This is a genomic window from Corynebacterium sp. KPL2830, assembly GCF_040225635.1.
Classification (GTDB): domain Bacteria; phylum Actinomycetota; class Actinomycetes; order Mycobacteriales; family Mycobacteriaceae; genus Corynebacterium.
The window spans coordinates 1-23,195 of sequence record NZ_JBEHFR010000005.1 but is presented as its reverse complement, the minus strand read 5'-3'; the positions used below and the strand labels follow the sequence as shown (position 1 = coordinate 23,195).

The following is a 23,195-nucleotide window of genomic DNA, read 5'->3' as shown; positions in this document are numbered from 1 at the left end:
AACCTAGCCAAATAGCCTGATCGGATTGACCACATCCGCGATGATTATCACTACGCCCAGCGCCATAAGTAAGGCCGCCATGACATAGGTGATGGGCATAAGCTTGGTGTAATCGGCCGGACCCAGCGGCTGCTTGCCCATCAGTTTCCGAACGCCATCGCGGATCTTCTCATACAAGATGACCGCGATATGGCCGCCGTCAAAGGGCGGCAGCGGAATGAGATTAAACAGAGCAAGGAAGAAGTTCAGCGTCGCCAGCATCATGAAGAACGATGCCCACAGGGAACGCTCCACGAGTTCGCCACCAACCCGCGATGCACCGACGACAGACATCGGCCCGTTGACATCCCGCTCGTGGCCAAAGATGGAGGCCACCACGCCCGGTACCTTAGCGGGGAATTGTTTGATTCCCTCCACCGTGGCCTCGAGCGAATAGGTGGTGAAATGCCACGTTGCGGGAACCGCCTGCGTTGCTGAATACTTCTCGACGATGTCGAGGACCTCATTGCTCAGCCCGATCGAACCGGCGTCGACCAAGTCGCCCTGTTGATTCAGGCGCTTGACCGTTTCCAATTCGATGGAGAAGTCTTTTTCCTCACCGTCTCGCTCTACGGTAAGCGTCACGGTCTCGCCGGGGCGCTGCATGACCTCATCGCGCAATTGCGTAAAGGAATCAAGGTGCTCGCCATCGAGCGCGAGAATGATATCGCCTTCCTGGACACCGGCCTTACCAGCGGGCCCGTTCCCAGTGCACGATTCCAGCTCCTGGTTTTCTTTTTGGTCAGCGGTGCAGGTTACATCCCCTACCCGCGGGCGCACATCGGCATCTGGGTTGGGTAGCCCCGCAGTCATCGCCACGAAATACAAGATGACAAAACCGAGAATAAGGTTGACCCCAATACCGCCTGCGAGGACGATGATGCGCTGCCACCATGGCTTTTTATACATCGCAAAGGGCTTTTCTTCCTCCGTGAGGAATTCATCCTGCGCGGTCATCCCGGCGATATCGCAAAATCCACCCACCGGGAACGCGGCAAGCCCGTATTCGGTATGCCCCTTGCGGAAGGAGAAGACGCGCGGGCCAAAGCCGATAAAATAGCGCCGCACCCGCATACCAAAGGCGCGGGCTGTAAACATATGCCCCGCCTCATGGAGTGCCACGGTCAGCCCAATGCCAAGGGCGAAAAACACTATGCCCAGCAAATTTGCCATTAAAGAAAGCTTTCTAGTCAGCTAAACGGTCAATGCGCGCATTCGCACGCCTGCGAGCCTCACCCTCTACGGCGAGGATTTCATCGAGGGTAGAGACTACACCAGCAAACTGGGAAGACTCCCCGAGGATCTCGCCTACAACATCAACAATCTCTGGGAAGTGGATACGCCCAGCCAGAAAGGCCGCCGCGGCCTCTTCATTGGCAGCGTTATAAATCACTCCAGTTCCCTGCGCCGCAGCCTCGCGGGCGAGGGATACGGCGGGAAAAGAGACATCATCAAGCGGCTCAAAATGCCACGTATGCGCTTGGGAAAAATCGAGGGCCGGCTGCGCCCCCGGCACACGCTGGGGCCAATTCAGCGCCAGGGAGATGGGCAGCTTCATCGATGGCGGAGAGGCCTGGGCGATAGTGCAGCCATCTTTAAAAGTGGCCATCGAGTGAATGACCGACTGCGGGTGAACCGTGACATCGATGCGCTCTGGCTCAATGTCAAAAAGCAACGTCGCTTCGATGAGCTCGAGCCCCTTATTGATCAAGGTGGCGGAATTCAGCGTATTCATCTGCCCCATGGACCACGTGGGGTGCTGCGCGGCTTGGTGCGGGGTAACGTCCCACATCTGCTCACGCGTCTGACCGCGGAAGGGGCCGCCCGAGGCCGTGAGAACGAGCTTGGCCAGCTCGCCTTCCTCGCCCGCGCGCAGGCATTGCGCCATTGCAGAGTGCTCCGAATCCACGGGGATGATTTGGCCTGGCCGTGCGGATTTCGTGACCAAGGTCCCGCCGGCAACCAAGGACTCCTTATTCGCAAGCGCGAGGTACTCGCCCATGTCTACCGTCGCCAGAGTGGCTTTGAGCCCGAGGGAACCCACCAAGGCATTGAGCACGGTATCGGCAGGAACCGAGCGCACCAGCTCTTCGGCTGCACCATCGCCAGAAACCACTGTGCCGCCTAAAGCCGCAGAAACTTCCGCAGCCGCCGCAGGCTGTGCTACGGCAATGTGGTCAAACGAAAGGTGGAAGGCGCGGGCCTGCTCAATGATCTGCTGCGGATTAGAGCCGCCCGCAGCAATGCCCACGACCTCAAACTTATCGGGATTATCCGCAATTACTTCTAATGCTTGCGCGCCAATAGAGCCGGTGGAGCCGAGAATAAGTATTCGCTGAGTAGTCACGCCTCTACCCTAGCGGTCATTTGCACCGCCCGGCTATGGGGTGGATCCGGGCAAGAAGGCGGGGGTGTTTAATCGCCTTTGCAGCCACGATGTTTTAAAATAGTAGGCAGTCAAATGGCATTGGTGTGCCCCTCGATAAAAGGACACACGCGATAGCGAAGGAGAGCAAGTGTCTTCCCACAAGCCGGTACCGCAGGTTTATGACGGTGTTTCTACCGAAGATGTTCCATCCGCAGGCTTCGGTTGGTCCCGCATCAGCCGCTCTGGTGTGCAAATCGCGGGTTGGATCTCCGTGATTTTCATGATTGGTTTCAACTTTGGTAACCACAAGGGCCACGTGGAGACCGTCTGGCTGGTTACCCTGACCGTCCTTTTGGTCGTGGGCCTGCTCATCTTCACCTTCGAGCCGAAGCTCAACCAGGTGCGCACCATCACCTCTAATAATAAGCCGGCCGGCCACCAACAACGTGACTGGATTTATGATCAGAAGACCGTTTCCGGTGCCTACACCGAGTTGACCGACTCCCAGCTGCGCGCGTTGAATATCGAGCCTTCCCGCGTATCCCACCTGCGTGTTGACTCCGCGTCCGACGCTGCCGAGGTAAGCTCCGGCAAGCACGCGCTGTAATCCTAGCTACGGAAACTCGCCGGGCCGCCTTAATGCGAGGGGCTCGGCGGTTTTGTGGTTTTACCGGGTACGTAGCCGTACTGCGTTTGACTGCACCGCACGTGTAAACGCAGAATACAACGAGAAAACCACCTAAGCACTTATCCAAAAATGCCTAGGTGGCTGTGACAGCGGGCTCTTAGGCCGACATGTCTTCTCGTTCATCGGCGGCAAGTTGGCCACAGGCTGCCGCGATTTCATCGCCCTTAGTATCGCGCACAGTGCACGGCACTCCTTGTGCTTGGACGCGGCGCACGAATTCATCAAGCCGCGTCTTAGGAGCTGCGTCCCACTCCGAGCCAGGGGTCGGGTTAAGAGGGATCACGTTAACGTGCACCTTGGAGCCGAGCTTCTGGTGCAACTTGCGGCCTAGCATATCGGCGCGGAAATCCTGGTCATTCTTATCCCGAATAAGGGCGTACTCGATTGACACGCGGCGGGCGGATTTATCGGCGTAGTACCGTGCGGCATCGAGGACCTCATCGACGGACCAGCGGTTATTTACCGGAACCAAGCTATCGCGCAGCTCATCATCCGGCGTGTGCAGCGACACCGCAAGCGTGCAGGCAAGGTCTTCGTCCGCGAGTTTGCGAATAGCGGGTGCCAAGCCCACGGTAGATACGGTCACATTGCGCTGCGAGAGCCCAAAGCCCGTTCCCTCTTGGCCGGTGATCTGGCGCACCGCCTGGACCACGCGTTTGTAGTTTGCCAGCGGCTCGCCCATGCCCATGAACACCACGTTGGACAGGCGCCCGCCTTCGGCCGCCATCGCTGCGGCTGCATGGCGGAACTGTTCGACGATTTCGCCAGTAGAAAGGTTGCGGTCGAGTCCGCCCTGGCCGGTGGCGCAAAACGGGCAGGCCATTCCGCAGCCAGCCTGGGAAGAAATGCACAACGTAGCGCGGCCGGGGTACCGCATCAGGACGGACTCCAGAAGGGTGCCATCGTGCAAGCGCCACAGGGACTTAGTGGTCTCCCCATCATCGGTAGAAGTCGTACGAATAGGCTTCATGAGCTCAGGGAATAAGGCCTCTTTGACCTCCTCACGCTTGCCAGCGGGGATGTCCGTCATCTCTTCGACATCGTCAGTGAAATGCTCGTAGTAGTGCTTTGCTATTTGCTTAGCGCGGAATTTAGGTAGGCCGATGTCTGCGAGCTTTTCAATGCGCTCGCTTTCAGAGAGGTCCGCAAAGTGCTTGGGTGGCAGTCCGCGACGCGGCGCAGAGAAGTTAAGTTTTACTGGTTGAGCCATAATGGTGCCCATCTTTCCACGGTTTACCGGAAATTTTCCAATTGGGAGCGCCTCATTTTATAGCCAAGTGGAATTTTAGAACGGTTTACATAAATAATGGACATATGACCAATCCGAAATACCCCGAAGATGACTTTTCCACCTCCGATAACGAGGCCACCGCGGCAGGCGATAATGCCGCTCTGGCTGAGACTGGAAGCAAAGAAGTCTCCACCGGCGCCGGCACCACCGAGCCTGCTGCCGCCTCGCAAAAAGCCCAAGGTTCTTTTGCCGCTAGCACTTGGGCAGCACTCATTGTCGGTTTCCTCTTGCTAATCGTGTTGATCATCTTCATAATGCAAAACCAGCAAGAAGTTCCAATGAACTTCCTCGGCTGGTCGGGCCAGTTCCCAGCGGGCATTGCCTATCTGATGTTTACCATCGGCGGCGCGCTCATCATGGCGCTGGTAGGTGTGTGGCGCATGCTGGAATTGCGCCGCCAATTGCGCAAGCAAGCCTAAGGCTAAAGAGCTCCCCACCGCCGCTCTCCCCGCCTAGAACCTTATTCTGTCTAGGTAGTGGGAAGCGGCGGTTTTATATTCAGCACCCTCTGGCACGCGGCTGCTTCAGCCCGGATTAAACCGCAAAATTGGCCATAAAACTCATGGCCACCCAAGTAACCATGGCGGAGGGAAGCATGCCATCGAGGCGGTCCATAAGGCCACCGTGTCCGGGGAGTATGTGGGACATATCTTTAATGCCCAGCTCTCGTTTAAATTGCGATTCCACCAAGTCACCCAGCGAGGCGCAAATGACAAGGCCTAGGCCCATCAAAGCACCTACCCACGCCGAGTGGTGCAAGAGGAAGTGGACGGAAAGCGCTCCAACGATGATGCCGAAGGCAATGGAGCCGCAAAAGCCCTCCCAAGATTTCTTCGGGCTCACGGCCGGTGCCATTGGGTGCGATCCGAACATCACGCCGACGATATAGCCGCCCGTATCGGAGGCAACCACGCACAGCATAAAGACCACGATGGAAGCGGCACCGCTGGCCACCGGGGTGGAAATCAAAGACAGCATCGCCGCAAAGGTCGCGAATAGCGGAATCCACGTCAGCACGAAGATACCGACGGACATGTCCCGCAGGTAATTGATGGGTGGGCGATGCCGCCCGTTATGAAACAGCCTGCCGAACATCAAAATGAGCACGGCGGTGACATAGACGGCCACGAGGCCGGGCGCACCCAGCGGCCAAGAAATCCACACCATGGCCTGGCCCAAAATAATTAACAGGGTGCGCGGGATATAGTACGAGTTCTCCCGCAAGCGGGTAAGAACTTCCCACATGGCCCCGCCGACCGCGACGGCTACCACCGCATACCAGGCCAAGGGGCCAGCCCACACGGCGAGGACGACGAGGGCGCCGAGCCCCACGCCTACTCCAATAGCCGCCGGTAAGTCACGGCCGGGACCATTTTTCGGCTGCGGCAATCGGCGGTTCAAGGCGTCACTCACCGTGACCGGCTCCTTTCCATTGGCTTTTTATGCGCGTCGCGGGGCTTATCTATTTCCTATACAAAAATACTACGTATAGAAAAGCGCCGCCGGCCTATTGGGCGCGGCGGCAGCGGATAAGGCCTAGACCTCCATCAATTCGGATTCCTTGTTTTCCACTAGCTTGTCAACCTGCTCGACGTAGCCAGCGGTAATCTTTTCCATTTCCTTTTCTGCGGCAAGGACCTCATCCTCGCCCTCTTCGCCATCCTTTTGGAGCTTCTTCAGCTGTTCCATGGCCTTGCGGCGGATATTGCGGATTGCAATCTTGCCGTCCTCGCCCTTGCTCTTGGCAAGCTTGACCATTTCTTTACGGCGTTCCTCGGTCAGCTGGGGAACGGTCACACGCAATACGTGACCATCGTTGGTGGGGTTAACGCCCAAATCCGAATTGCGGATGGAGTTTTCAATCTCTTGGATCATGGACTGCTCGTATGGCTTAATGAGCAGCATGCGCGGCTCTGGCACGGAGATGGTAGCCATCTGAGTAATCGGGGTCGGCGCACCGTAGTACTCTGCGATGAGCCCGTTGAACATCGCCGGGTTCGCGCGTCCGGTACGAATGGTCACCAGCTGCTCGCGGGTGTGCTCGACGGAAGCGGTCATGTGCTCTTCGGCTTCGAGCTGAATGTCATCGATCATGAGGCTGAATCATCCTTCAACGTTGAGGGGTAGCTGTATAAAAGGTAGCAGGTTCTGTGCCGTTTTAGAATTAGGACTGCACCAGCGTGCCGATAACCTGGCCGCTGGCCGCGCGGGCGATATTTCCCTCTTCCAAGAGGTTGAAGACCAAGATCGGCATGTCATTGTCCATGCACAGGCTAAAGGCGGTTGCATCGGCAACTTTGAGGCCCTTTTCAATAACCTCGCGCGGAGTAATTTGGGTGTAGAGCTCCGCATCGGGGTTCGTGCGCGGGTCATCGGAGTACACACCATCGACGCCCTTGGCCAAGAAGAGAACATCGGCGCCGATCTCCAGTGCGCGCTGCGCGGCAGTGGTGTCCGTGGAGAAGTACGGCATGCCCATGCCGGCACCGAAGATAACCACGCGGCCCTTCTCTAGGTGGCGGTCAGCGCGCAATGGCAGGTACGGCTCGGCGATTTGCGCCATGTTGATAGATGTTTGCACGCGGCAATCAACGCCCTTTTGCTTCAAGAAATCCTGCAGGGCCAACGAGTTCATGACCGTGCCCAGCATTCCCATGTAGTCAGAGCGGGCGCGGTCCATTCCGCGCTGCGAGAGCTCTGCACCGCGGAAGAAGTTGCCGCCGCCGATCACCACGGCGATTTCGATCCCCTGCTCAGCCACTTCAGCGATCTGGCGAGCTACATTTTCGACAACGTCCGGGTCAATTCCGACTTTGCCGCCGCCAAACATTTCGCCGCCGAGTTTCAGCATTACTCGTTTGTATCCGGTTCGCTTTTCGTCTGCAGAAGTCACGCCTTCATCGTCTCCTTTTGCGCGGGCTGATTTTATTTCTGTTCCATCTTACCCACACTGCCGCGGCTTCCCCCACACCGCACCGCAGGCCATCGGCCACCGCTTCCCCAGTGTCCCTAGACAGCAGAAAAGCCCACCGAGAGGGTATTCCTCCCGTGGGCTTTAATGGCTAAAAAGCGGGCTTTGAATTAAGCACCAACCTCGTAGCGGACGAAGCCGGTGATGGTGGTGCCGGCCTCTTCAGCGACTTGCTTGACGGTCTTCTTGTTATCGGACAAGGAAGCCTGCTCCAGCAAGACAACGGACTTGTAGAAGCCGTTCAGGCGGCCTTCGACGATCTTCGGAAGAGCAGCCTCAGGCTTGCCCTCCTCGCGAGTGGTGGCCTCAGCGATGGAGCGCTCCTTCTCGACGATCTCTGCAGGAACGTCTTCGCGCTTCAGGTACTCGGCATTCATAGCTGCAATCTGCAGAGCGGCAGCGTGTGCGCCTTCCTTGTTGCCTTCGTAGGAAACCAAGACACCGACTGCAGGAGGCAGGTCAGCGGAGCGCTGGTGCAGGTAGACAGCAACATTGTCGCCATCGACGGTGACTGCACGACGTGCCTGCAGCTTCTCACCGGTCTTTGCGGACTCCTGGTCAACGAACTCGGAGACCTTCTGGCCTTCGATCTCTACGTTGTTGAGTTCTTCCGGGGAGTTAGCCTTGGCTGCGGCTGCAGCTTCAACAATCTTGTTAGCGAAGGACTGGAAGCCCTCGTTCTTTGCCACGAAGTCGGTTTCGCAGTTGATTTCAACCATGGTGTTGCCGGATACGGCAACGAGCCCCTCGGTAGCCTCGCGGTCAGCGCGCTTGGACACATTCTTAGCGCCCTTGATGCGCAGGAATTCAACGGCCTTGTCGTAGTCGCCGCCGTTTTCTTCCAGGGCCTTCTTGCAATCGAGCATGCCGGAGCCAGTTGCTTCGCGCAGTGCCTTCACGTCTGCAGCAGTGTAGTTCGCCATAGTTAGGGCGATCCTCCTTGAAAAATCAATCAGTGTTCGTTGAGACAGCGTAGCCGAAGAAGCGGTCTCGCGCCGTCTTTGGGTGGGGGTATCTACCCCAGTTTCCTTCATCAATGCGATTGTACGGAGGCTAGTTTTAGCCGCCTCCAGCATAGATAAAAGTAACCCCCACCGCCGTAGCACACGGTGGTAGGGGTTAGGTAAACAGCCTTGTACAGGAATTATTCCCTAGCTGCCCCACACCAAGATGTGCGTGGGGTATTCAATTAAGTGCAGTTAAGAAAGAATCCTCACAAGAGGCAGGCCTACTGTGCAGGCTTGTCTGCGGGTGCTTCCTCAGCCTTTTCTGCAGAAGCAGGATCGGATGCGGCTGCAGCAGCCTCAGCATCGCGCTGTTCCTTCTCTGCGGAATCGCCGGCAGCTTCCTTAGCGGCTGCAAGCTGGCGCTCCTCGCGAGCCTTCTTGCCCTCTTCGACGGCAGAAGCCACGATGCCGGACAGCAGCTTGGTGGAACGGATTGCGTCATCGTTGCCCGGAATCGGGAAGTCAACGTCATCCGGGTCGCAGTTGGTGTCCAAGATGGCAACAACCGGGATGTTCAGCTTGTGAGCTTCCTTAACCGCGATGTGCTCCTTGTTGGTGTCAACAATCCACAGTGCGGATGGGGTCTTGGCCATCTCGGAGATGCCGCCCAGAACGCGCTCAAGCTTGGCGCGCTCGCGGTTGAGCATCAGAACTTCCTTCTTGGTACGGCCCTTGTAGCCGTCCTCGCGCTCATCCATAGCCTGAAGCTCCTTCATGCGCTTCAGACGCTTGGACACGGTCTGGAAGTTGGTGAGCATGCCGCCCAACCAACGGTGGTTGACATAGGGCATGCCGACGCGGGTTGCTTCTTCAGCAACTGCTTCCTGCGCCTGCTTCTTGGTGCCAACGAAAAGGATGGTGCCACCGTGAGCGACGGTTTCCTTAACGAACTCGTATGCCTCATCGATGTAGGTCAGCGTCTGCTGCAGGTCGATGATGTAAATACCGTTACGGTCGGTGAAGATGAAACGACGCATCTTCGGGTTCCAGCGACGGGTCTGGTGGCCAAAGTGCACACCAGCGTCGAGGAGCTCGCGCATGGTTACAACTGCCATGATTCGCTCGCTTTCTTTTAATTGTCTTTCGGTTTTCCAAATGTGCGGTGTTTTATTCCGCACCCTAGCAACGAAGGCCCTGCTAACACCTTGTTTCCAAGGACCACGTCAGCTGCCGGGCCGCCACACCCTTGATGCAGGATGCGACAACTTCGTCGCGCGTAGTCAATGCCTCCGTGATGGTTACCACCCAGCGGACACACTGCTATAGAAGACAATAATCCCAGCCAGCTGGATTTTCCAAACCGAACGAGCACTTTTCCACAAGTTTCTCTGGGCGTTTCACCTCGATTGTCACTCGAGTTTCTTCCGCCCCACCGCTGCTAGTTTATCCACAGCCGGTCCACCCTTCGCCGGGCATTATTGACCGCAGCGCTCCACACTGTGCCCCATGCACCCATTGCCACGACCACGAAACACCGCCGCTTGCCGATGCCCCCTTATCCCCACCCTCGCCACCATCCTCACTGGTGCGCTGGTGCTACTGTGCGCGGCGCCCGCTGCCGCATACGTCGATCCCGCCTCGGGTAAACCGCGCCCGGTGCGAGTGCTGCGCGGGTTTGATAAGCCCGAGCATAAGTGGAGCGCGGGCCACCGAGGCGTCGATATGGCCCTAAGAATTGGCAGCCCAGTCGTCGCCGCCGAATCCGGCACCGTGGCTTTTGTCGGCACCGTTGCAGGAACTCCGGTCGTGTCGATTGACCATGCCGATGGCATTCGCACCACGTATCAACCCGTGCACGCGAGCGTTACCCAAGGCCAAGCGGTGCACGAGGGCCAAACCATAGGCAAACTCGGCCACCCAGTAGACGGCACACCAGGGCTGCATTGGGGCGCGCGGATTGCCAAAGACAGCTACATCGACCCCTTAAGCCTGCTGGATATGCCGGTCATCCGGCTCAAGCCTTTATAAGAATCACTCAGGCCCGCGGGTGGGCCTGGGAATAGACCTGCTTTAGCCGCTTTGCGGAAACATGCGTATAAATCTGTGTGGTACTCAAAGACGAGTGACCCAGTAACTCTTGGACCACGCGCAAATCCGCGCCGCCTTCTAAGAGGTGTGTAGCCGCAAGGTGGCGCACCCCGTGAGGTGTTAGGCCGCTTGTGCCGGTAATCGTGGCAGCTTTGTCCACGATGCGCCGCACCTGGCGCTGGTCAATGCGCGCTCCCCTGCTGCCTACAAAGATGGCGCGGGTATCTCCTCGCGCCATTTCTTTGCGCCCGCCGTCTAACCACTGCTGCAGGGCATCGGTTGCGGCAGCGCCGAAGGGCACGACCCTTTGCTTATTTCCCTTACCGGTAACACGTGCGGTGGACCGCTTAAAGTCCACGTCTTCTATATCGAGGCGGACCAATTCCGCCACGCGCATTCCGGTGGCATAGAGCACCTCCAAAATGGCGCTATCGCGCTGAAAATGCGCTTCATCGACAGAAACCGCATTGCCCACAAGTTCGCCCGCCTGCTGCGGTGCCATCACCGTCGGGAGATGCTGGCCCACCTTCGGTGTTACCAATCGTGCCGCAACATCGCGGGTGAGGTAGCCTTCCCTTTCCGCCCAGGTAGAAAAGGCTTTAACTGAGGCAGTCCTGCGCGCCAGCGTTGCGCGCGCCTTTCCTTCTGCAACCGCATTTCCTAGCCACTGGCGCAGGTTATTGAGGTTAAAGTCCGCAAATGTATCGATGTCTTGGGCCAGGTTTTTTAAGTCCGCGCGGTAGCCACGCACCGTGGCCTCCGCACGGCCTTTGACATGGAGTTGGAAGTCCGCAAAGTCCTCGATTGCCTCATCCATCTGCCCGACCGGGCCATGACGTTCTGCAGACTTCTGTTGATCACTCATACCCCACGAGTTTACTTGCTTTTCAGCCCATCTCTAAGCGAACCCAGTTATTTCCTTCCCGCACGATCACACACATTTTCTCTAGGGCAAGCAATAAGTGGACGGTGAGGGGCAGGCGGAACCCCGCGTCCCGCGCAATATCTTCAGCAGTAGCCGGAGGGCTGCCCGGCGGCGGGGTCGCGTCAAAGACCCGCAGCTCATTCCGCGATAATCGCTGCGTTAAAGACGCCGCAAAATTCATTTCATACTGCGCCTCCGGATCAACCGTCCCGGCGCGACCCACCAGGGCGCGGACTTCATCAGCGCTGGCGACCAACTGGGCCCGCCCGTCCTGGATGCGCTGGTGGCACCCGAGCGAACCGCTCGTCGTAATTGGTCCCGGCACCGCCATGGCAACGCGCCCCAAGGCTTCTGCCCAGTTGAGGGTATTAAGCGCGCCCGAGCGATATGCCGCTTCCATGACCACGATTCCTTGGCTTAGCGCCGCAACAAGGCGGTTGCGAATGAGGAAGCGATGTCGCTTGGGTGCAGTTTCTGGAGCGAATTCTGAGACGATGCAGCCATTATCGGCTATCTGATCGAAGAGTCCGCCGTTGCGGGCCGGATAATTCTTATCGATTCCGCACGCGGCGACCGCGACGGTGCGACCCGCGTTGTGCAAGGCGGTCTCATGCGCCACGGTATCTACTCCCAAAGCCCCGCCGGAGACGATAGTCCATTCATGGTTGACTAGGCCCGAGACCACGCTTTGGGTTGCCTGCCACCCGTAGCGCGAAATGGCGCGCGTGCCCACGATTCCAACGGCCTGCCCTACCTCGGGTTTCAGCGCTGAGCCGCGTACCCACAAGCTATGCGGCGGCACCGCTTGCTCATCGAATGTGGCCGGCGCGTCCGCGCCATTCTGGTAGAAGCCAAAGGCAGAAGAAAATGCCACTGCTGGCCACTCCGGGCTATCGGCCGTAATCAAGCGCGCCCCAACGCGCTCTGCCGCAGCGAGATCTTCTTTTTGCCGCACCCAATCAAACCGCGAGGCCGTGCGTGCTAAAAGAGGCCCGATCCAATCGGCTCGGTGATAAATCCCGTGGGCAATCTCTTCTGCCGAATGGTGCTCCAGCAAGGCCTGCAAGGAGGCAGACGGGCCCTCTACCACACGATTGAGATATACCCACGTGGCAAGTGGAGTCGATAAATCAAGATCGCTCATGCCGAAAGCCTCCCCACCGTCTGGCTCGAACGCAGATCGAGGGCTTGGCCCACTTCCGCGAGATCGGGTGTGGAGCTGCCGTGCAAATCCGCCAAGGTCCACGACACGCGCAGGACGCGGTCGATGCCGCGCTGTGAAATCTCGCCCTCGGCAAGGTAGGCAGACAACATGATCATCGCGGACTCGGAAGCCGGGCGGTGCCGGCGCAAATAGGACGAGGGCACGGCACCGTTAACGCGTGCCGGAATGCCGTCGGCCGCCCAGCGCGCCCGGGCACGGTCGCGAGCCGCAGCGACCCGCTCGGCAATGGCGGCAGATGACTCTTCGCCCTCCGCATTGATGGTGGCTGACTGTCCGGAGAGGGTGACCACCATGTCCAAGCGGTCGCGCAACGGCCCCGACAGATTCGATAGATAATTAAGCCGGTCATGCGGATTGCAGGTGCATTTAGAGGGATCTTCGGCGGCGCACCGACAGGGGTTGGCGGCCATAATCAGTTGGAATCGCGCCGGGTAGTCAATCTCCTGCTGCGCGCGTGCCAGGCGGACATGGCCTTCTTCCAAAGGCGCGCGCATTCCGTCGAGGACCGGGGCGCTTACCTCGCTGACTTCATCGAGGAAGAGCACCCCTTTATGGGCCAGGCTCACCGCGCCTGGGCGAGGATGGCCGCTTCCACCACCAAGGAGCGCCGCACGGGTAACCGAAGAGTGCGGGGCGATGAAGGGCGCGTGGGAGACCACTTCACCGGGGGTCCCCGTGAGCGAGTGGACCGCGGTGGTTTCTACCATCTGGTCCGGGCTTAGCGCCGGAAGAATGCTGGGCAAGCGCGAGGCGATCATGGATTTTCCCGAGCCTGGTGGGCCGATCATCAACAGGTGGTGCCCACCGGCGGCGGCGACTTCTGCCGCCCATTTGGCATGGTGTTGGCCGGCTATATCGCAATAGTCGAGGCGCTCCTGCGCGGGCGCCGGTGCGGGTTGGTCGGAGCAGCACTCGGCGGCGCGAGGCAGGTCACGCTCTCCTAGCGCCCAGGCAAAGGCATCAAAAAGCGTAGCTGCAACCAGCACATTCATATCGGGCACGAGGGTGGCCTCGGCGGCATTTCCTGGCGGAATGACCAGCGTCGTAATTCCCTCCTCGCGGGCGGCAAGAAGCGCTGGGATAATGCCGGGTACCGCTCTAACCGTGCCGTCCAGGCCCAGTTCCCCGAGCACCAAGGTTTCTTCGAGAACCCGGCTGGGCGCCTGCACGAAGCGCGCGTAATCAGCGCCGTGTTGTTCTATGTGGGCGGCGAGAATCGCAAGGGCCATGGGCAGGTCAAAGTGGGAGCCCGATTTTGGTAGAGAGGCTGGAGACATGGACACGATGACCTTGGTTTTCGGCCATGGCAAGCGGGAATTCGCGGCTGCGGTCTTGATGCGGTCGCGGGATTCAGATATCGCAGTATCCGCATGTCCCACCACATGGATTCCGGGAAGCCCGTGCCCCACATTCGCTTCTACGGTGATAACGCGGGCCAGCACGCCGTGTAGGGAGACTGCTAAACATTTACCGAGAGCCATCATCGACCCCCGTAAAGTGCTCTAGCTCAAAACCCTCGCCTTTGACCACGAGAGCTATGACATCAAAGCGCACCGTGGAAAGCGGCTTGCCATCTAACCATTGGACAGCGGCCCTGCGCATGCGCGAAAGCTTGTGTGGGGTTACGGCCTCGGCTATGCCAAAGCTCGCTGTAGAGCGGGTTTTCACCTCGACAAAGACGATGGTTCCATCTGGCTCGCGGGCGATCAGATCGATTTCTCCCACACGGTAGCTAACGTTGGCGGCGATGATCTCGGATCCGCGCTGGCGGAGGTAGCGCGCGGCAAATGATTCGCCACGCTTGCCTAGCTGTTGTCTATGCCGAGGGCGTTTCGTGGCCAAGTGTTTATCGGATGCAAATTGCATGTGCGGTGTCCTCTTCTTTCGTGCTGTTTGTACTGCACGCACAGAACACCGCAGGATGCGGGCAGGCTACAAGCCCGAAAACCAGAAAACCGCCGCAGATGTGAATAACTCTGGCTTCACGAATAGTTATCCACAGCTGCGGCGGGATGGAGCGGGCGCCGAGTTGACAGGAGCGCTAAGCCCTAGTCCGGCATGATGAAATCCGGCTTATCCAGTTCCTCGATATTGACGTCCTTGTAGGTAATGACGCGGACGTAGCGCACAAAGCGCGCGGAACGATACATATCCCATACCCAGGCATCGGACATGCGCACCTCGTAGTACACATCGGGCCCGGCGGTATGGGGAATCAGTTCTACGGCATTGGCCAGGTAGAAACGGCGCTCGGTTTCTACGACATAAGAAAACTGGCTGACGACATCGCGATATTCGCGGTAAAGGGACAGCTCTACCTCTGCCTCGTAGTTTTCGAGTTCCTCTGCACTCACTTGGACCTCCAAAAGATGGGATAGCTCGCCCTAGCTTAGCGCGCAGAAACCACAAATTTCGCTAGGCACGCGCAGTGAATTGGGCATGGGCGCGCTGCACATTGCTGTAGCTCATGCGGTGTTCCGGGCTCGCCCCCAAAGCGGCAATCGCGGCCTCGTGCGCCTTAGTGCCATAGCCCTTATGCCCAACCAATCCATAGCCCGGAAAGCGCTTATCCAGATCCCGCATGAGGTGGTCCCGGCTGACCTTGGCCAACACGCTTGCCGCCGCGATGCATCGCGCCGCCGCATCCCCGCCGATGATGGGCAGGTGAGGTTGGGTGAGGCCGGGGATAAAGAGGGCATCGGAAAGCACATAGCCCGGGCGCTGTTCCAAGCGCGCTATCACCCGGCGCATGCCTGAGGTATTGGCGTGCTGGATGCCGCGCTTGTCGATGTCCCCCGCACCAATATGCACCACAGACCAGTCCACAGCCTTGTCTTTGATGATGGGAAAGAGCTTTTCGCGCTGGCGGGGCGTGAGCTTTTTGGAATCGGTTAAGGTATCCAATTCGCCCACGATGCGCTCGGGCAGGATGCAGGCGGCGATGGTGATGGGGCCGCAGCACGCGCCGCGGCCGGCTTCATCCACCCCAGCGACGGGGCCGAGCCCCGCCCGGGCCAGCGCTACCTCAAAGGTGCGCTGCTGCTTAAGCTGCCGCATCCTGGATATCCGGATCGTCGATGCCGCCGAAGCGCGATACGGGTAGGACCACGGCTTCTACCTTGCCGCGCACATTGTCTACCGGCACGGTGCCTTGCAGGTGATCGCCTATGTGCGCGCGAGAATCCAGGGAATTGGTGCGGTTATCCCCCATGACCCACATATTGCCTTCCGGGACGGTCACGGGGCCAAAGTACTCGCCGCCACATGCCTGCGAGCCGGAGCCGGGATCGACCGGGATCTCGGGAGGATCCAACGTGAAGCTCTGGTCTATCGGTGCACCATCCACCATCACCGCGGAATCGCCCTCCTCGCACTTGACCGTCTGACCCTCGGTGGCGATAACGCGCTTGACCAGGATATTTTCCCCATTGGGCAAAAGCCCCACTGACGCCAAGGCGTTTTGGGCACCGCGCACCAGCACGTTATCGGAGCGCTGCACCTCAAATTCCGTATTCCAAGACTCAGGGCCTTCAAATACTACGACATCGCCCGGATCTGGGTCGTGGAAGTAATAGCTCATCTTCTGCACCGCGATGCGGTCATTATCGCAGCCCGTGCAGCCATGCAGCGTGGGTTCCATCGACGCGGAGGGAATGACATACATCCTGCCCACGAAAGCCTGCAATAAGACTAGGAGCACGAAGCCGCCTATGACCGGCGCAAGGAAATCGCGCGTGCGCAGGCGCTGTTGCTGTGGTTTAGCTTTGGATGTCTGGGTCATCGACCCCACCAATGCGGTTGAACGGCCAGAATACGAACTGCACCTTTCCGCGCACGTTATCTACGGGGATCGTGCCGTGGAAGTTATCGCCCATGTGGTAGCGCGAGTCAGCAGATGCGGTGCGGTTATCCCCCATAACCCAGATATTATCCTCAGGCACCTTCACTGGGCCGAAATACGGGCCACCGCAGGCTTCCGATCCGGTCGATTCATCCACCGGATAGGTCGGCGGATCCTGCACGTAGTCCTGCTTGATGGGCTTGCCATCCACCATGACGGCGGGATCGCCCTCTTGGCAGGAAACCGTCTGCCCACCGGTGGCGATAACGCGCTTGACCAGGGTATTTTCATCTGGTGGCGCCAAGGAGATAAAGCTCAGCGCATCCTGAATGCCGTGAATGACAGCATTGGATGAGCGCGGGGAGACGTAACTCCCGTTCCAGTCGTCGGTGCCCTTAAAGACCACGACATCGCCTGGCTCTGGACCCTTATCGCCGTAATAAGAGACCTTTTCTGTAAAGATGCGGTCATTCGTGCATCCCTCACAGCCATGCAGCGTCGGCTCCATGGATCCTGAGGGAATCACGTATTGGCGGCCGATGAAGTTTTGGAATAGCCCCACGACCACCAACACGGAGACGACGACCACGAGAGTCTCCAGCCACCACGGCATTTGTTTTTTCTCCGTGGTTGCTTCCTCCGCGGCCGCTTCTTTGCCCTGCGAGATGCTTTCGTTATTCACCCGTCAGATCCTAGCAACTGCGTGCCCGCAATCCGGATTGGCTCTCGTGAGTGCGGGGCGATTCACAGGAAATCGAAATGATTCGGGGAGTGCACAATAAAAATCTCCCTTCCTTTTCGGCATTGTGCATGCAGGAAAGGAAGGGAGATAGGCGCTGCCCAGGGCGGGCGCTAGAACTAGCGACGCTCCTTGATGCGAGCCTTCTTGCCGCGCAGATCGCGCAGGTAGTACAGCTTCGCACGGCGAACGCGGCCGCGGCGGGAGACCTTGATGGACTCGAGGTTCGGGGAGTGAACCGGGAAGGTACGCTCTACGCCGATACCGAAGGAAACCTTACGCACGGTGAAGGTCTCGCGGATACCGGAGCCCTGGCGACGGATGCAGATGCCCTTGAAGAGCTGTGCACGCTCGTTGTTACCCTCAATAACCTTGACGTTGACGTCGAGGGTATCGCCGGGGCGGAAGGACGGGATGTCGTCGCGCAGCTGCGCTGCATCGACCTTGTCGATAATGTTGGTCATACCAATATTCCTTTTCAGTTTGGGACAGAGGACCCTGGCGGCCGGAGGCCTGACCGGTTCGTGCCCGTTACATAGAACGATGGATTATCTTTCCATAGGAACCGGCCAATTCCAAATTCCTCAACTTCGCGGATTTACTACCCTACCTGGGGCGAGCCGGACACTCAGCACGCCTTAGGCAGGCATGGGTGAGCGGAGGATGGAGTGGTGCTCATCGAGGATCTTTGCCGTGCCCAGGTATCGCGCCCGGAAGACCAAGTACGACGCCACCACGGCACCCACCGTGATGCTAAAGAGGATAATGATACTGCTCCAGAAGGTGCCATCATGAATGCCGTCGGTAGCGCGGGTGAACGCGTCCTTGGCGTAGGACACCGGGTGGAAAGGGTGCAGCAGGCTGAGCGCGCGCGGAATCGCCAGGACCGGCCAGACCCCGCCAAAGACCATCACGCCCAGGGCGAACGCGCCGGCTGCAAAGATCGAACCGATCTTGCGCCCGAAGGTAATCAGGAAGAACTGGTAGGTCGCCGCACCCACGGCGGAAATCGCGGCGAGCACGAGCGCGATCATGGACCAGCTTGCCGGCTGCCACCCCAGGGTGGAAGACATCAGGGCCATAAACGCCAGTATGAGGAAGTTCAGGCCGGTCAGCGCGGCAAAGGCGCCGAATACGCTGCGGGCCGGGCTGGTGACGCGGGCTCCCCGGCGCGCCATGTAGTACGGCAGTGTCATCGCCAAGAGCAGCATGACGAGGAAGCCGAATACAAGCACGAAGAGCATGGAGGCGCCGCCGGTAATATTCTTTTCGGTCGGGTCTGCTGGGTTGACCACCGTCTGCACGGGGTGGACATTGGATGCGGTGAAGTTAATGGGAACCGCTATATTTTGCGCGGAATCCTCTGGGCGGGAAATGGTAGGTGCCTTGGCGGCGCCTTCGGCAAGCTTCGTGGATAGCTCGCCGGAGCCTTCCTTGAGGCGGTCCAAGCCGCCCTTGAGCTCGGCTCCGCCTTCAGCCAGGCGGCCGGTGCCCTCCTTGAGCGCTCCCGTGCCATCGTGGAGGCGAGAGGCACCATCCTGCAGGCGGGTCGCACCGTCCTGCAGCTGCGAGGTACCGTCGCTGAGCTTGCCAACTCCGCCGCGCAGTTCCTTAATACCATCGGACAAGCGGTGTGCTCCGCCATTTAGCGTAGTAAGTCCGCCGAGATACTCCGATTGCGGATCGGACAGGTTGTAGTGCAGCTGGCCGGTACCTGCAGAAAGCTTCTCCAGCTGCCCCACCATATTTCCACTGGATGCGGGATCGAGCTTGGATACGAGGGAATAAAGCTGGTCTGCTTGTTGGGTCATGCCAAGCCCGCGCAGCACGTCTACCAGCTGGTTAAGACCGGGCACCACGGCTTGGGCTTGTTTCAGGACGGGGATGAGCATACCCGTGAGCTGATTGACCCCGGCATCGATCTGGCCTGCACCATCGGCGAGGCGGCCGGTACCGGCAAGGAGCTTGTCGGAGCCATCGGCAAGCTGAGAGGCGCCGTCATCGAGGCGCGCGGCGCCATCGCTCAGCCGACCCGCACCGTCATTCAACCGCCCGACGCCGTCATTTAACCGCGTCGTTCCGTTGAGGAGCTCGGCCGTGCCGTTATTGAGCGTGCCGGCACCGTTGTCGAGCTTGTTGATGCCCTCAACCGCGCGCCCGCCGCCCTCTTGCAGCTTGCCGACGCCCTCATCGAGGCGCCCCGCACCGTCCGCGGCATTACCCAGGCCGTCGCTCAACTTTGTAAGCCCTTCAATAACCTGGTCGGCGTACTTTTTGGAAATGGCGTTTTCCACGCTGGTTTGCACCTGCGGAATGAGGCTGGAGGAAATCACGGAGCCATTCGTGCCGTAGTAGTCATTGGTAGCGAAGTTGATCTCAGGCTTTTCGGGCTTTTCGCTGATGATCGTGACGGCCTGTTCGGAAAAGTTCTTCGGGATCGTCACGACCATCAAGTACTCGCCCTTGACCAGACCCTCTTCGCCTTCGTCCTTGTTGACCTCAGAGAATTTGAGGTAATCGGTCTCTAGCAGGCCCTCGACCACTTGGTCGCCATAGTTGGTGTGCTTGCCCTGCTTGTCCACGCCCGCGTCTTCATTGACCACGGCGAGGTCAATATTGCGCATGTACTTGGACGGATCCCACATGGCCCACATCATGGTTCCGGCCACGATGATGGGCGCAACGAGGAAGAATACGATAAGCACCCGCGACAAAGCGCTGCGCGGGCGCCAATCCAGAAGGCGGTGCCAGCCCAGCACTCCCCGGCCCTTGTTCTCCTCGCCGCTTATCGAAGGCATCGCTGCGGTGTCCTCGGCACCGTGACCGCTATCGGCCGCACGACTCATAGTTGTCTCCTTATGGCAGTAGTTCGACGCCCCGTTGTCTCATCCACTCAGGAGTGCCTCGCTAAAGCGGGGAGAAGCAGGACGTCATTTACTTAGTTTTGTCAAACTTACCATTATTGAACGCGAGAGGCCGCATCGACTGCGATGTCGCGGGAAAATTCTTCTGTGCGTGCGCGGTTGGCGGGACGAATGCACCCCACCACCGCAGTAGGCAGCGGCCCTCCACCGCGCGGCTGATGGGGGCCGATTTCGGCAGCTAGAAGCCGGCCTTCTTCAGGGCATCCGCCATGGTCCCCTTGGCTGCCGGGCGCCCGCGGGAGCCACCGCGATCGGAGTTGCGTCCGCTCTTCTTCCCCGCTGCGCGCGAAGGCTCTTGACCGCCGCGCTTGCCGGATCCGCGCTGCGAGTCGCTGCCGCGGCGCTTCGGCGCGGGCTGTCCCGGCTCATCATCCAGCCGCAGCGATAGGCCGATGCGCTGGCGATCGACGTCGACCTCCATCACCTTGACTTTGACCACCTGGCCGGAGCGCACGACCTCATGGGGATCAGAAACAAACTGATGGCTCATGGCAGAGACATGGACGAGGCCGTCTTGGTGCACGCCTACATCCACAAACGCGCCGAAAGCCGCCACGTTGGTGACCGTGCCCTCCAGCACCATGCCTGGGGTGAGGTCAGAGACCTTATGCACGCCTTCTTTAAAGGTGGCGGTCTTAAACTCAGGGCGCGGATCGCGGCCGGGTTTATCCAGCTCAGCGATGATATCGCTCACGGTTGGGATGCCGAAGGTCTCGTCGGCAAAATCGGCGGGATCCAACTTGTCCAACACCCGGGTATTGCCAATGAGCTCGCCGATGCCCAGCCCCGTCTGCTCCGCTATCCGCGTCACGATGGGATAGGCCTCGGGGTGAACCGCGGACGCATCGAGCGGATCCGCTCCCCCATTAATGCGCAGGAAGCCGGCGGACTGTTCAAAGGCCTTCGGCCCCAGGCGCGGCACCTTCTTCAGCTCCTTGCGGGTGGCAAAAGATCCATTGTCATTGCGGTAGGCCACGATATTAGCGGCGATGGTGGGGTTTACGCCCGCCACGCGCTCCAAGAGCGGCGCCGAGGCCGTATTGAGGTCAACGCCAACGCCGTTGACGGCGCTTTCCACCACGCCGTCCAGCGTGCGCGCCAGCGACGTTTGGTTCACATCGTGCTGATACTGGCCCACGCCGATGGCCTTCGGATCGATTTTCACCAGCTCTGCCAGCGGATCCTGCAGGCGCCGAGCGATGGAGACCGCCCCGCGCAGCGAGACATCCATATCGGGAAATTCCTCCGCCGCCAGCTGCGATGCGGAGTAGACCGATGCACCTGATTCGGAGACCACGACAGGCGTCGGCCGCTGTCCCCCAGCCTGCTTGAGCAGGTCAGCAATCTCGTGTGCGAGTTTTTCCGTTTCCCTGGAGGCAGTGCCATTGCCGATGGCCATGAGGTCAACCGAGTGCTGCGCGCACAGCGTGGACAGGGTCTGCACCGCCTGCGACCACTGGTTTTGCGGCTGGTGGGGATAAACGATGGTCGTATCGAGCACCTTGCCCGTTTTATCCACCACGGCGCACTTGGTGCCGTTGCGGTAGCCCGGATCGAGGCCGATGGTCGCGCGCTGGCCCGCGGGGGCGGCAAGCAGCACATCGCGCAGGTTGGTGGCAAAGACCTTGAGCGCGCCTTCTTCTGCTACTTCCTTCAAGCGCATGCGCACATCCAGGCTCGAGGAGACATACAGCTTGGTGCGCCATCCCCAGTGCACGGCATTATCCAGCCACGCGGAGCTGCGATCCAGATCGAAGCGATCCGCGATGAGGTCCTCGTAGTCGGCGTCGTCACCGGCGTCCAGGTGCAGCTGCAGCACTCCCTCGTTCTCCCCGCGCAGGAGCGCCAGAATGCGGTGGGAAGGAAGCGAAGAAAAAGGCTCGTTGAAGTCGAAGTAATCCTTGAACTTCGCCCCCTCGGCTTCCTTTCCCTCTACCACCTGTGCTTGCATGGTGCCCTGGTCAAACATGCGCTCGCGCACGCCACCCACCAAGTCCGCATCGAGCGCGAAGCGATCGATGAGAATGGAGCGCGCCCCCTCGAGCGCCTTCTTGGTATCGGCGAAACCTTCCGTGAGATAGCCCTGCGCCAGTTCCTCCGGCTGGGCCTGCGGCTGCGCGATCAATGTGTCGGTCAGCTCTTCCAAGCCGGCTTCGCGCGCGATATCCGCCTTTGTCTTGCGCCGCTTTTTATACGGCAGGTACAAATCCTCAAGCCGCGCCTTGGTATCGCAGGCAAGGATCTGGCCGCGCAGGTCATCGCTAAGCTTGCCCTGCTCATCAATGGCGGCAAGGACCGTCTCTTTGCGCTCTTCTAGCTCGCGCAGGTAGGTGGCCCGCTCTTCGATGGTGCGCAGCTGCGCGTCATCCAAACCACCCGTGACCTCCTTGCGATAGCGCGCAATGAAAGGCACGGTATTTCCCTCCGCAAGGAGCTTCAGCGCCGTCGAAACCTGGGTTTCTTGAGCGCCGATCTCCGCCGCGATGGTGGCCGCAATATTCACGTAGATTCCTCACACTTCTATTTCAAAGCTTGGTACGGGACCCACCCAATCTACCGCATGCCTTGTCCACCGCCCCGGTCTGCCGCAGCGGGGCACACAAAAATCCTCTCCCTCCCGCACGCTAAAAGCAGGAAGAAGAGGAACGGACGTGCTCGGTTTTAGTGGATGACTACCTTGGCCCTATCGCCGCCGGAGCAGCTCACCCGCGAGGAATTACCCGAGCAGTACATCGTATAGGTACCGCCGGTAGTCGGTGAATAGACGCTCAAGGTGGCATCCGTTCCGCCACCGGACATCCAGTTATTCATGAAGGTGTCATAGACGTTTTTGGCAAACGGATCTGACGTTTTGCTCGAGGCAGCATAATAGCTCGTGTAATCGCCCCACGAGTGCCCATTGCCGCTGCTTGCAGCCGCCTGTGCCGGGGCGGGCGCGGGGGCCTGTTCGGTCTTGGTCACGGTAGCTTCACTGCCAGACTTCCCGTCGTCCTTGGCATCGACCTTGGTGGAGTCAACCTTCTCCTGGAATTGGCTTTCCTGCGCGGTGGCGCTGGACTTATTGCCATTTCCGGGTTAAACGACAAAACGTGTTGTTTTTCGGCGTGTCGAGTTAAACGACATTTTGTGTTGGTGGGGGTAGGGGTTTA

General features: G+C 59.3%; 23 protein-coding genes. 3 read left to right on the top strand and 20 right to left on the bottom strand.

The window, feature by feature from the left end:
* Positions 1–3 precede the first annotated feature (3 nt).
* Together ABRP87_RS02955 and dxr are read right to left on the bottom strand one after the other, a co-directional pair.
* Positions 4–1,212: a M50 family metallopeptidase gene (locus ABRP87_RS02955; RefSeq protein WP_349867641.1), complete on the bottom strand. Its 1,209-nt coding sequence runs from the start codon at positions 1,210–1,212 to the stop codon at positions 4–6.
* Positions 1,213–1,225: 13 nt separating this feature from the next.
* Positions 1,226–2,386, bottom strand: coding sequence for a 1-deoxy-D-xylulose-5-phosphate reductoisomerase (gene dxr, locus ABRP87_RS02950; RefSeq protein ID WP_349867639.1), 1,161 nt, complete (start codon positions 2,384–2,386; stop codon positions 1,226–1,228).
* A 169-nt stretch (positions 2,387–2,555) separates the two neighbouring features.
* Here dxr and ABRP87_RS02945 point away from each other — a divergent pair, with 169 nt between their 5' ends.
* On the top strand, positions 2,556–3,014 hold the full coding sequence (locus ABRP87_RS02945; protein WP_349867637.1) for a DUF2631 domain-containing protein: 459 nt from the start codon (positions 2,556–2,558) through the stop codon (positions 3,012–3,014).
* Positions 3,015–3,192: 178 nt separating this feature from the next.
* Here the strand turns inward: ABRP87_RS02945 and rlmN are convergent, their stop codons facing one another.
* Positions 3,193–4,305, bottom strand: a complete 1,113-nt coding sequence (gene rlmN / locus ABRP87_RS02940; protein ID WP_349867635.1) for a dual-specificity RNA methyltransferase RlmN — start codon at positions 4,303–4,305, stop codon at positions 3,193–3,195.
* Positions 4,306–4,409: 104 nt separating this feature from the next.
* On the opposite strand from rlmN, the gene ABRP87_RS02935 reads away from it, so the two are divergent.
* Entirely contained in the window at positions 4,410–4,805 is a 396-nt protein-coding gene (locus ABRP87_RS02935; protein ID WP_349867634.1) for a LapA family protein, read from the top strand.
* A gap of 115 nt (positions 4,806–4,920) precedes the next feature.
* Here the strand turns inward: ABRP87_RS02935 and ABRP87_RS02930 are convergent, their stop codons facing one another.
* The 5 genes from ABRP87_RS02930 to rpsB form a co-directional block, all read right to left on the bottom strand.
* Positions 4,921–5,799 (bottom strand): phosphatidate cytidylyltransferase, encoded by an 879-nt coding sequence (locus ABRP87_RS02930; RefSeq protein WP_349867633.1) that lies wholly within the window; start codon positions 5,797–5,799, stop codon positions 4,921–4,923.
* A 123-nt stretch (positions 5,800–5,922) separates the two neighbouring features.
* Positions 5,923–6,480 carry a ribosome recycling factor gene (frr, locus tag ABRP87_RS02925; protein ID WP_005278690.1) on the bottom strand — a complete coding sequence of 186 codons (558 nt, stop codon included), beginning with the start codon at positions 6,478–6,480 and terminating at the stop codon, positions 5,923–5,925.
* Between the two features lie 70 nt (positions 6,481–6,550).
* Positions 6,551–7,237 (bottom strand): UMP kinase, encoded by a 687-nt coding sequence (gene pyrH, locus ABRP87_RS02920; RefSeq protein WP_284769800.1) that lies wholly within the window; start codon positions 7,235–7,237, stop codon positions 6,551–6,553.
* Positions 7,238–7,467: 230 nt separating this feature from the next.
* Positions 7,468–8,280 carry a translation elongation factor Ts gene (gene tsf, locus ABRP87_RS02915; RefSeq protein ID WP_349867631.1) on the bottom strand — a complete coding sequence of 271 codons (813 nt, stop codon included), beginning with the start codon at positions 8,278–8,280 and terminating at the stop codon, positions 7,468–7,470.
* A 305-nt stretch (positions 8,281–8,585) separates the two neighbouring features.
* Positions 8,586–9,419, bottom strand: coding sequence for a 30S ribosomal protein S2 (gene rpsB / locus ABRP87_RS02910; protein ID WP_005278684.1), 834 nt, complete (start codon positions 9,417–9,419; stop codon positions 8,586–8,588).
* 391 nt (positions 9,420–9,810) lie between these two features.
* Here rpsB and ABRP87_RS02905 point away from each other — a divergent pair, with 391 nt between their 5' ends.
* Entirely contained in the window at positions 9,811–10,332 is a 522-nt protein-coding gene (locus ABRP87_RS02905; RefSeq protein WP_349867629.1) for a M23 family metallopeptidase, read from the top strand.
* A gap of 7 nt (positions 10,333–10,339) precedes the next feature.
* Here the strand turns inward: ABRP87_RS02905 and ABRP87_RS02900 are convergent, their stop codons facing one another.
* From ABRP87_RS02900 to ABRP87_RS02845, 12 genes are all read right to left on the bottom strand, one after another.
* On the bottom strand, positions 10,340–11,257 hold the full coding sequence (locus tag ABRP87_RS02900) for a tyrosine recombinase XerC (RefSeq protein ID WP_349867627.1): 918 nt from the start codon (positions 11,255–11,257) through the stop codon (positions 10,340–10,342).
* Positions 11,258–11,279: 22 nt separating this feature from the next.
* Positions 11,280–12,461 carry a DNA-processing protein DprA gene (gene dprA, locus ABRP87_RS02895; protein WP_349867625.1) on the bottom strand — a complete coding sequence of 394 codons (1,182 nt, stop codon included), beginning with the start codon at positions 12,459–12,461 and terminating at the stop codon, positions 11,280–11,282.
* Positions 12,458–14,023, bottom strand: a complete 1,566-nt coding sequence (locus ABRP87_RS02890; RefSeq protein WP_349867733.1) for a YifB family Mg chelatase-like AAA ATPase — start codon at positions 14,021–14,023, stop codon at positions 12,458–12,460. The genes dprA and ABRP87_RS02890 overlap by 4 nt, the downstream gene beginning before the upstream one ends.
* Complete coding sequence (locus tag ABRP87_RS02885) at positions 14,010–14,408, bottom strand: YraN family protein (protein ID WP_349867623.1); 399 nt, start codon at positions 14,406–14,408, stop codon at positions 14,010–14,012. Before ABRP87_RS02885 ends, ABRP87_RS02890 begins: the two co-directional genes overlap by 14 nt.
* Positions 14,409–14,590: 182 nt before the next feature.
* Entirely contained in the window at positions 14,591–14,896 is a 306-nt protein-coding gene (locus ABRP87_RS02880; protein ID WP_005278666.1) for a DUF2469 domain-containing protein, read from the bottom strand.
* Between the two features lie 61 nt (positions 14,897–14,957).
* Positions 14,958–15,608, bottom strand: coding sequence for a ribonuclease HII (locus ABRP87_RS02875; protein ID WP_349867731.1), 651 nt, complete (start codon positions 15,606–15,608; stop codon positions 14,958–14,960).
* Entirely contained in the window at positions 15,586–16,323 is a 738-nt protein-coding gene (gene lepB / locus ABRP87_RS02870) for a signal peptidase I (protein ID WP_349867621.1), read from the bottom strand. The genes ABRP87_RS02875 and lepB (ABRP87_RS02870) overlap by 23 nt, the downstream gene beginning before the upstream one ends.
* Entirely contained in the window at positions 16,301–16,996 is a 696-nt protein-coding gene (lepB, locus tag ABRP87_RS02865) for a signal peptidase I (protein WP_239269541.1), read from the bottom strand. The genes lepB (ABRP87_RS02870) and lepB (ABRP87_RS02865) overlap by 23 nt, the downstream gene beginning before the upstream one ends.
* A 245-nt stretch (positions 16,997–17,241) precedes the next feature.
* Positions 17,242–17,586, bottom strand: coding sequence for a 50S ribosomal protein L19 (gene rplS, locus ABRP87_RS02860; RefSeq protein ID WP_005278655.1), 345 nt, complete (start codon positions 17,584–17,586; stop codon positions 17,242–17,244).
* A 174-nt stretch (positions 17,587–17,760) separates the two neighbouring features.
* Positions 17,761–19,968, bottom strand: a complete 2,208-nt coding sequence (locus ABRP87_RS02855; RefSeq protein WP_349867619.1) for a YhgE/Pip family protein — start codon at positions 19,966–19,968, stop codon at positions 17,761–17,763.
* Between the two features lie 256 nt (positions 19,969–20,224).
* A complete protein-coding gene (locus tag ABRP87_RS02850; protein WP_349867617.1) occupies positions 20,225–22,549 on the bottom strand; it encodes a Tex family protein in 2,325 nt (774 codons plus the stop codon).
* Between the two features lie 158 nt (positions 22,550–22,707).
* Entirely contained in the window at positions 22,708–23,007 is a 300-nt protein-coding gene (locus tag ABRP87_RS02845) for a hypothetical protein (RefSeq protein ID WP_349867615.1), read from the bottom strand.
* Positions 23,008–23,195: the final 188 nt, after the last annotated feature.

What these genes read in the sequence shown, in the direction of transcription:
- ABRP87_RS02955 (WP_349867641.1), bottom strand. Translation starts at nt 1,212, where the DNA reads ATGGCAAATTTGCTGGGCATAGTGTTTTTCGCCCTTGGCATTGGGCTG.
- rlmN (WP_349867635.1), bottom strand. Translation starts at nt 4,305, where the DNA reads ATGGCTCAACCAGTAAAACTTAACTTCTCTGCGCCGCGTCGCGGACTG.
- ABRP87_RS02935 (WP_349867634.1), top strand. Translation starts at nt 4,410, where the DNA reads ATGACCAATCCGAAATACCCCGAAGATGACTTTTCCACCTCCGATAAC.
- frr (WP_005278690.1), bottom strand. Translation starts at nt 6,480, where the DNA reads ATGATCGATGACATTCAGCTCGAAGCCGAAGAGCACATGACCGCTTCC.
- pyrH (WP_284769800.1), bottom strand. Translation starts at nt 7,237, where the DNA reads ATGCTGAAACTCGGCGGCGAAATGTTTGGCGGCGGCAAAGTCGGAATT.
- tsf (WP_349867631.1), bottom strand. Translation starts at nt 8,280, where the DNA reads ATGGCGAACTACACTGCTGCAGACGTGAAGGCACTGCGCGAAGCAACT.
- rpsB (WP_005278684.1), bottom strand. Translation starts at nt 9,419, where the DNA reads ATGGCAGTTGTAACCATGCGCGAGCTCCTCGACGCTGGTGTGCACTTT.
- ABRP87_RS02905 (WP_349867629.1), top strand. Translation starts at nt 9,811, where the DNA reads ATGCACCCATTGCCACGACCACGAAACACCGCCGCTTGCCGATGCCCC.
- ABRP87_RS02900 (WP_349867627.1), bottom strand. Translation starts at nt 11,257, where the DNA reads ATGAGTGATCAACAGAAGTCTGCAGAACGTCATGGCCCGGTCGGGCAG.
- dprA (WP_349867625.1), bottom strand. Translation starts at nt 12,461, where the DNA reads ATGAGCGATCTTGATTTATCGACTCCACTTGCCACGTGGGTATATCTC.
- ABRP87_RS02890 (WP_349867733.1), bottom strand. Translation starts at nt 14,023, where the DNA reads ATGGCTCTCGGTAAATGTTTAGCAGTCTCCCTACACGGCGTGCTGGCC.
- ABRP87_RS02885 (WP_349867623.1), bottom strand. Translation starts at nt 14,408, where the DNA reads ATGCAATTTGCATCCGATAAACACTTGGCCACGAAACGCCCTCGGCAT.
- lepB (WP_349867621.1), bottom strand. Translation starts at nt 16,323, where the DNA reads ATGACCCAGACATCCAAAGCTAAACCACAGCAACAGCGCCTGCGCACG.
- lepB (WP_239269541.1), bottom strand. Translation starts at nt 16,996, where the DNA reads ATGCCGTGGTGGCTGGAGACTCTCGTGGTCGTCGTCTCCGTGTTGGTG.
- rplS (WP_005278655.1), bottom strand. Translation starts at nt 17,586, where the DNA reads ATGACCAACATTATCGACAAGGTCGATGCAGCGCAGCTGCGCGACGAC.
- ABRP87_RS02855 (WP_349867619.1), bottom strand. Translation starts at nt 19,968, where the DNA reads ATGAGTCGTGCGGCCGATAGCGGTCACGGTGCCGAGGACACCGCAGCG.